A 7,703-nucleotide genomic window follows, 5' to 3' on the forward strand; every position below is an offset into this window, starting at 1 on the left:
ACGCTACCGAACAGAATATAATAATGATCAGGGTAAACATTAACAACATAAATTGCTTCCCTTTTTTTCGAATTGAAGAGCACCGGAACCGGAAGCGTTTTTTTTGTGATCTGTCAATTCAACCTCCAAGGTGTTAGGGATCACCTGAGTCTTTAAAAGATCTACGAATGAGATTTTTTTGCCTCAAGTTTACTTCCTGTTTATACGCGTTTTACGGGTACAAAGTCAATATAGCGTTTAAACTTTGATCCGTGGATAAAACTTCTCAAGGCTGAAGTGCTTGCCTTTATTGGGTATGAATGAAGTAAAAGCTATAAATCGCCACCCATCAAAGGAGATCGGCTCGGGACGCAGTAACCCCGGGACTTACCGTGGAAATCTATCTTGTTAATGAGACGGGAGAGCGGTTCATGGAAGGGCACGATTCCTTAGAGTAAGCGGAGGCGATCAATCGGAATATGGACGCCGGCGTCGACGTGTTACGCTCCCCTTCGAATGACCGTATCAGTCATCAGTTATTGGCTGGTTTTACAGAAAATTGCTCAGGTCTAAGCCGCCAATACCGCCGTCCGATGACCAGTCATAAGGATCGTTGTTGCTGCTCTCTTTGGTGACCACCAAGGTGCCCACTACTTTGAGTATTTCCCCAATGGCCTTAAAAATATCGCCCAAGTTCATTTGGGCAGGCATGGGTTTTTGCGTTATCTTAGAGATATGTTTCATCGCATGTAACCTTTTATTTCGTCGGGTCACTGAAACAACGGTACCTCAGGTGTTCCTTATAGAACACCTTGGCACAGCAAGGATTCAGATATCCCTGTGAATTGAATTTAATATCCGCGGCCGCCCGGATTAACGGGATACCGTCCGAAAAACAGTACTTGTAAAAGTGTTATAACCCAACCGATGGCAATACCATAGAAAAATTCACGCATTTCAGACGTCCTTTTTAGCTGCGTATGTTTCCAATTGCAACCACTTCTAAAACAACACAAGTACTATCATTATATACAAAAGAAGCTCCATTTTGTTACCTTGTTGTCTTTGTGGGAAAATGGACGACGGAGTGACCATAAACATACTGAAGGGAACAATCCATGCGACTTATTTTATTGACCGCCCTGTTTTTTACCATGGGTATACTGAACGCTTGTGCAGAAGAAGCCGATGAACAACACACCTTGCCTCCTTTTGGTGAGCATATACCGGAAGGTTATAACTTGGTCTATGAAACCAACTTTTCCGATGATGCAGTGATGCAGGATTTTGCCTTGTCAGATCCTTCAAGCTGGCGGCTTGTCGGGGAAGGACAAGACCGATGCTTAGAACTGTTCAAGATTAAAGGCGCTTATGAGCCGCCGGTGCGTTCCCCTCACGCCATCGCCTTATTGACGCGCTTCATGGTGGAGGATTTTATTTTGGAAGTGGATGTGGAGTCTACCAACCTCCGCGCCGGCGCCCATCGGGACACCTGCTACTTCCTCGGATTCACGGATCCCTCAAAGTTTTACTATGTCCATATTGCCGGCGGTGCTGATCCCCATGCACACAATGTCTTCCTCGTCAATGACGCTCCCCGGACCAATATTGCTTCATTCACCACCAAAGGCATTCATTGGGACGTACAAATATGTCATCGCGTCCGAATAGAACGAACCGCGGAACGGGGCGGCGGCGCTATTAGAGTCTATTTTGACAACATGGATGAGCCTATTATGACCGCCCAAGACACGACCTTTGGCATGGGCTATATCGGCATAGGCTCTTTTGATGATACGGCACGCTTTTACGGGCTGCGCCTCTATGCGCCGACAACCCAACGGGGCGACTTTTCTTTCTTCGACAAATCCGAATAAGCGAAAGGCGCGAAGCATTCACGGGACAGCCCATTCTTAACGATACTATTGGATGCTGCTGTTCAGACGATCTCTTCCGTGATGGGATCCCAGCGGACTTGGCGCTTTTCGTGATATGCAATGACGCTCATGAGGAGCGTGACCACTTCCACAAATGCCTCATCAATATTGCACATAGGAATGTCGCCGCTTCGGACACAGTTGAGAAAATTTTCCATGTGTGTCGGCCATACGGGACCTTTCGCCGGACCATAGGCATAGGTCGGTTTTAGTTCCTTACCCATGTGCGGGAAGGCGGGGCTATCTTTATACATGTAAAAGCGGTTTGCGTCTTGTCCGATGGCATTAAAGAAAAGGCGCCCTGTTTTGCCGATATATTCCGGTGCTTGTTCGCGCGCTGAGTTCATGCAGCCCTCAAAGGTCATGGAACATTTTTCTTTTTCGAAGACATAAGCGGCAAGCCACGTGTCCGGTGTTTCACGGTCATCGTCATAATAACTATTGAAACCGGTACAGGTGCAGGAATCCGGAATTCCCCACTCCAAAACGGACTGGACATGATCCGCTTCATGGGAGAGGAGCTCGCCCGCTTGTCCCGTTCCATAGGGCCAATAGCAACGCCAATGCCAAAAGTGGCGTTCATTAAAATCAATCTGTGGCGCAGGTCCGAGCCACGCTTCCCAATCCAGGTCTTTGAGCACTTGCTTCGGATCGGGGCGTTCATAGATATCGTAATACCCATACCAGCGCCACGGCGCACGCTCTTTGGTTCCATTAAAATAACGGCCTATGTGGATGAGTGTCAGGTCGCCGATTTCGCCATTGTTAATACGAAGCCGCGCCTCTGCAGTGGAGGCATGCTGTCGGCCTTGATGGCCCAGCTGGAAGACCGTATCCGTTTTCTTCACGGCATCTCGGATGCGCTTGGCGGCAGCGACGGAAGTGGTCAGTCCTTTTTCACAATATACTGCCTTGCCCGCGTCAATGGCATCCAGTACCATTTGTTCATGCCAATGATCCGGCGTGGCGATGATGACCGCTTCAACTTTGGGGTCATTGAGCATCTCTTTGTAGTCGCTGTAGCCTTTTGCGGCGCTGTTGTTTGCTGCGGCAAGTCCGCGCTCCAGGTGGGGCCGGTACACGTCGCAGACAGCGGTAATTTCAGCGCTTTTTATGGATCCGTTGTATCGAATCAAATCCAATCCTCGCGTCCCAGCGCCGATATGTCCTACTCGTACGGGATCAATATCCGCTTTCACGGAACTCAGAATCGTGGGAGCCGCCAAAGCCGCCATACCTGTAGCAAGCAAAGTCCGTCTGGAAATCGTTGTTTTTTTGTCCATTCTATTTTCTCCCGAGTTGAAACTGTTGCACACCGACATAGCTATTCTTTTATTCTATCGGAAGGGCAGCATAAACCACAACAAAAGGAATGGTTTTAGCAGGAAAGAACAAGACGCTCAACACACTTCACCCGTGAAAATAATCGGGAAGCTTTTCCGCCTTTATCAAAAAAAAGTGCCCCCGGCGGGAGGCATGTACATGACCTCAATCTGCCGGGGGCTGCAAGGAAAGAGAGACGTATCTTAGGGGACAACCCACACATTTTGATATTCAACGACTTGGGGGACGACCCGCGTCCGTGTTTCATAAAAGCCGCCGCTGATCTTCAATCCCGTGTGGGTATCGTAGACCTCAGGAACCCACACTTGGTATTCTTCGTGCCGTGCAGGCTGCACAACTACAGGCTGCCGAACCCAAGCGCCGCCCGAGTGAACCACAACCGGTGCGGGAGGCGGTGCAACATAAACATACTGCGGAGCCGTGGCGGCATGGGCCATTACACCGACCAATCCGACGGCTGCTGCGGCAAGGCCGACATCGCGGTAGGCTCTGGAATAACTATCACGATAGCGATAGGAAGAGCCGTGCCAGCGCGGACCAACGGAAGACATGGGCAATCCGGAACGGCCTAAACCGGGGAGTCCAATACTCGTCCGGCTGAAGCCGCGGCCTCCCATACGAGAACGACCACCGGGCAAGGCGGGAACTTTTGGCATAGTTGCCCGAGGCGCCATACTACGTCCAACGGAAGGCGTGACGCGGGCGCGGCCAAAGGAAGGCGTGGAGCGAACGCGCCCTAAAGACGGCGTCCGCATGCCTCTGCCGAAACCGGCAGCAAAAGAAGTAGTCTGTGTGAGTGCCAGTATTGCTATCAACATACCGGCAATAAAAAGATTCCGGGACTGTTTCATTGTAGGTTCTCCTTATGTGCTTAATTGGGTTAAGCAGTTAGATGTACCGACGCGCTGTATCAGGGTCTCAGAGCAAAAAAAACGTGCTGTAAGAATACGAACGCGCCACCAATTTCATATTGGATTCAACTGTTGTCTTCGCTAATAACAGACGAGACAGAACCGCTTTTATTCATTTCACGTCTTTTCAGAAATAAAGGTGAAGCCCCGTTTTTCCGAAACAAGTCTGATTCCCATCTTCACAGCGGGTTTCTTATACCTTGCCTTACCTATACCTTCCCGCCCTTAGGAATTGCGCCCGCGGCAGACTCGCTGATGTCCCTTGGAATATATTTTTTGATTTCCGGGTTGAATCCATATCAATTTCTGTGCCAAGGTATTCACACAAGGACACAGTTTTCATGAAAATTGCCATCATCGATTTATTATTTTCGTGGCCCCCTCATGGCGGTGCTGACGTAGATGTATATTACATCTCACAAGGTCTTCAAGCCGCCGGTCATGAGCTGTGTGTATTCATCCCCCAAGAATCTGTGGGCTGGGAGCGCGGCAAACTTTCTCCCGAAAGTCTAAGCGTTCCCGTTGAGATCGTAGACTTTTCGGATTCAGGATTAACGGCAGCGGCAACAGTACGCCGATTTCGTGATGCCGTGGATCGCTTCCGCCCGAACCTGCTCTTTTTAACACAGGGCTATTTTCTGAAAACGCCGCTGATCCAAGCGCTGGCAGGGTACCCCTTATTTTCCCGTTGTTACGCCCATGAAACGGCGTGTCATAAAGATATATTACGCTTCAAAGACGGCATGCCCTGTTCCGCTTCTTTCAGCACCGACCCGGAAACGTGCCGCCGCTGTGCTATTTCCAATTTGTCTGTGGAAATCCGCAGCGAGATACCCAATGCTTGGACGCGTGAATACTTGGCAGCGGAAGCTTGGGCACCGCGCTACTATGATGAGTTTATCCAGGCCATGAAAAGCCTTGAGGGCATCATTATCACAACGGAACACATGCGTGAACAAGTGACGGCTCTCAATGATCATATCCTTGTGATCCCTCATGGCGTAGACACAGAACGTTTCACCCCTCCTCAGAACAAGCGTCCCAATGAACGGCCCTTATTCTTTTGTCCCGGTCGCATGGTAGACCCTGCCAAAGGCTTTCATATCCTGTTTGAGGCGGCATCGCAGCTTATCGGGGAAGGCTATGATTTTGAAATTCATGCTACGCTGCCCGAAGGTTACGCGAGCCCGACATGGCTGAAGCCGGTGGGCGATCTGGATTTTGATGCCATGCCCGACGCCTACCGACAAGCGGATTTATGTGTTGTACCTAGTATTTGGGAAGAGCCTTTCGGCATTGTGGCATTGGAAGCCATGGCATGCGGTGTTCCCGTCTGTGCCGCACGAACAGGCGGACTCCAAGATATTGTCACCGATAAGACAGGCTACCTTTTTACGCGTGGCGATACCGAGGCGCTCGCCCAACAACTGCGCAAGGCTCTGGACAATCCTTCCTTCCGGCACCAAGCCGGCATAGCGGCGCGGGAACGGGCAGTTGCCCAGTACGACTGTAACTCCATCATCCGCCATTATTATCTGCCGCTGCTTTCCGAATACTAGCCGTCTATTGTTTCACCGAAAAAAAAATGATGCGGCAGCCCTGTGTAAGGCTGCCGCATCTGCTGCTATAGAAACCCACTGCCTCAATTATTGTTGATTACAGTGAAGTCGGCATCCATCGTTTTTCCGTCATCGTCATCTTTCGGCGTATTGCAAGCCGCGCCGGCGCTGCAAGCGGATTGTGGCTGCGCGGCACTCTGGCGGTACAGCCCTTCAGACAATTGTTGGGTTGCCTGTACCAGTGCTTCTGACGCTGTACGAATTGCCGCGCTGTTGCCTTCTTTCACGGCATTGCGCAATTGATCTAACCGGGATTCAACATGATGGCGACTCGCATCATCAATCTTGTCCGCTTGTTCGCGCAGCAAGTTTTCCGTGGTATAGATCAGATGATCCGCTTGATTTTGGCTTTCTACATCTTCACGGCGCTGCTGATCTTCTTTCGCGTACTGTTCCGCTTCGCGGACCATGCGATTGACTTCCGATTCATCAAGTCCTGATGAGGCTTCAATACGGATACGCTGCTCTTTATTGGTGGCAACGTCACGGGCAGATACGTTGAGAATACCGTCGGCGTCAATATCAAAGGTTACTTCAATTTCCGGCAGCCCACGGGGCGCAGACTGAATGCCCTCAAGATTAAAGCGGCCCAAGGTACGGTTACCTGAAGCCATTTCACGCTCACCTTGAAGCACGTGGATGGTGACTGCCGATTGATTATCTTCTGCCTTGCTGAAGCGCTCTTTTTTCGATACGGGAATCGTCGTATTTCGGTCAATGAGTTTGGTGAATACACCGCCCAAGGTCTCAACGCCTAAGGACAGAGGCGTCACATCAAGCAGCAATACACTCTTCACGTCACCGGCAATAACGCCGCCTTGAATTGCCGCGCCTACGGCGACCACTTCATCGGGATTAACACCACGGTGCGGCTCTTTTTCAAAGAGCGATTTCACCATTGCGGCAACAGCGGGCATCCGCGTCATACCGCCCACCTAAATGACCTCGTCAATATCAGCAGCGGTGAGCCCGGCATCGTCCAAAGCTTTGCGGCAAGGCCCTTGCGTACGCTGCAAAAGGTCCTGACATAGTTGTTCGAGTTTCGCACGCGTCAAGGTATAGTTAAGGTGTTTAGGCCCTGCCGCGTCAGCGGTAATAAAGGGCAAGTTCACGTCGGTCTGTAAGGTCGAAGACAATTCACACTTCGCCTTCTCTGCTGCCTCTTTCAGACGCTGAAGCGCCATTTTATCTTCACGGAGATCAATACCTTGATCTTTTTTAAATTCTTGGGCGAGGTAATCGATAACGATCTGGTCGAAATCATCGCCGCCGAGATGCGTATCTCCGTTTGTGCTGAGCACCTCGAAACTGTCTTCTTCAATCGCAAGAATAGAGATATCGAAGGTACCGCCGCCGAGGTCGTAGACCGCTACTTTTTCGCGCTTCTTTTTATCCAAGCCATAAGCCAAGGCGGCAGCGGTAGGTTCATTGATAATACGCGCTACCTCAAGGCCCGCAATGCGGCCGGCGTCTTTAGTTGCTTGACGCTGCGCATCGTTAAAATAAGCGGGAACGGTAATAACTGCCTTCGTCACCTTTTCACCCAAATAACTTTCAGCCGCTTCCTTCAGCTTTTGAAGGATCATGGCGGAAATTTCCGGAGGTCTGTAGCTCTTCCCTTGGATTTCAATTTGGCAGTCGCCGTTGGAGGCTTTCGAAACCGTGTAGGGAAGGCGTTTGGATTCCTGACCGATCTCTTCGAAACGGCGGCCTACAAAACGCTTAATCGAAAAAACGGTGTTAACAGGATTGGTAACCGCCTGACGGCGCGCTGTAGTACCGACCAAGCGTTCGCCGTCCTTGGTAAAGGCTACCACGGAGGGCGTTGTACGCGAACCTTCGGGGTTCGCAATTACGATGGGCTCACCATTTTCCATAACGGATAAACAGGAGTTGGTTGTGCCCAAGTCAAT

At 50.5% G+C, this 7,703-nt stretch carries 5 protein-coding genes and 1 pseudogene; 2 read left to right on the forward strand and 4 right to left on the reverse strand.

Annotated elements, in window-relative coordinates; translation table 11 throughout:
• Window positions 1-528 precede the first annotated feature (528 nt).
• Window positions 529-723, reverse strand: coding sequence for a hypothetical protein (locus tag GX117_02225; GenBank protein NLO32165.1), 195 nt, complete (start codon window positions 721-723; stop codon window positions 529-531).
• A 374-nt stretch (window positions 724-1,097) separates the two neighbouring features.
• On the opposite strand from GX117_02225, the gene GX117_02230 reads away from it, so the two are divergent.
• Window positions 1,098-1,856, forward strand: coding sequence for a hypothetical protein (locus GX117_02230; GenBank protein NLO32166.1), 759 nt, complete (start codon window positions 1,098-1,100; stop codon window positions 1,854-1,856).
• Window positions 1,857-1,918: 62 nt separating this feature from the next.
• Here GX117_02230 and GX117_02235 read toward each other — a convergent pair whose 3' ends face one another.
• Both GX117_02235 and GX117_02240 read right to left on the reverse strand, forming a co-directional pair.
• On the reverse strand, window positions 1,919-3,199 hold the full coding sequence (locus tag GX117_02235) for a Gfo/Idh/MocA family oxidoreductase (protein ID NLO32167.1): 1,281 nt from the start codon (window positions 3,197-3,199) through the stop codon (window positions 1,919-1,921).
• Window positions 3,200-3,442: 243 nt separating this feature from the next.
• Window positions 3,443-4,111 carry a hypothetical protein gene (locus GX117_02240; protein NLO32168.1) on the reverse strand — a complete coding sequence of 223 codons (669 nt, stop codon included), beginning with the start codon at window positions 4,109-4,111 and terminating at the stop codon, window positions 3,443-3,445.
• A gap of 401 nt (window positions 4,112-4,512) precedes the next feature.
• Here GX117_02240 and GX117_02245 point away from each other — a divergent pair, with 401 nt between their 5' ends.
• Complete coding sequence (locus tag GX117_02245) at window positions 4,513-5,730, forward strand: glycosyltransferase family 4 protein (GenBank protein ID NLO32169.1); 1,218 nt, start codon at window positions 4,513-4,515, stop codon at window positions 5,728-5,730.
• Window positions 5,731-5,813: 83 nt separating this feature from the next.
• Here the strand turns inward: GX117_02245 and dnaK are convergent.
• A pseudogene (gene dnaK, locus GX117_02250) lies at window positions 5,814-7,667 on the reverse strand (molecular chaperone DnaK).
• Window positions 7,668-7,703 lie beyond the last annotated feature (36 nt).

This window comes from Candidatus Hydrogenedentota bacterium (assembly GCA_012523015.1).
In the GTDB taxonomy this organism is placed as follows: Bacteria; Hydrogenedentota; Hydrogenedentia; order Hydrogenedentales; family CAITNO01; genus JAAYBJ01.

Bases quoted from the DNA above. Each gene is read 5' to 3' on its own strand.
- GX117_02225 (NLO32165.1), bottom strand. From the start codon at position 723: ATGAAACATATCTCTAAGATAACGCAAAAACCCATGCCTGCCCAAATG.
- GX117_02245 (NLO32169.1), top strand. From the start codon at position 4,513: ATGAAAATTGCCATCATCGATTTATTATTTTCGTGGCCCCCTCATGGC.
- GX117_02240 (NLO32168.1), bottom strand. From the start codon at position 4,111: ATGAAACAGTCCCGGAATCTTTTTATTGCCGGTATGTTGATAGCAATA.
- GX117_02235 (NLO32167.1), bottom strand. From the start codon at position 3,199: ATGGACAAAAAAACAACGATTTCCAGACGGACTTTGCTTGCTACAGGT.
- GX117_02230 (NLO32166.1), top strand. From the start codon at position 1,098: ATGCGACTTATTTTATTGACCGCCCTGTTTTTTACCATGGGTATACTG.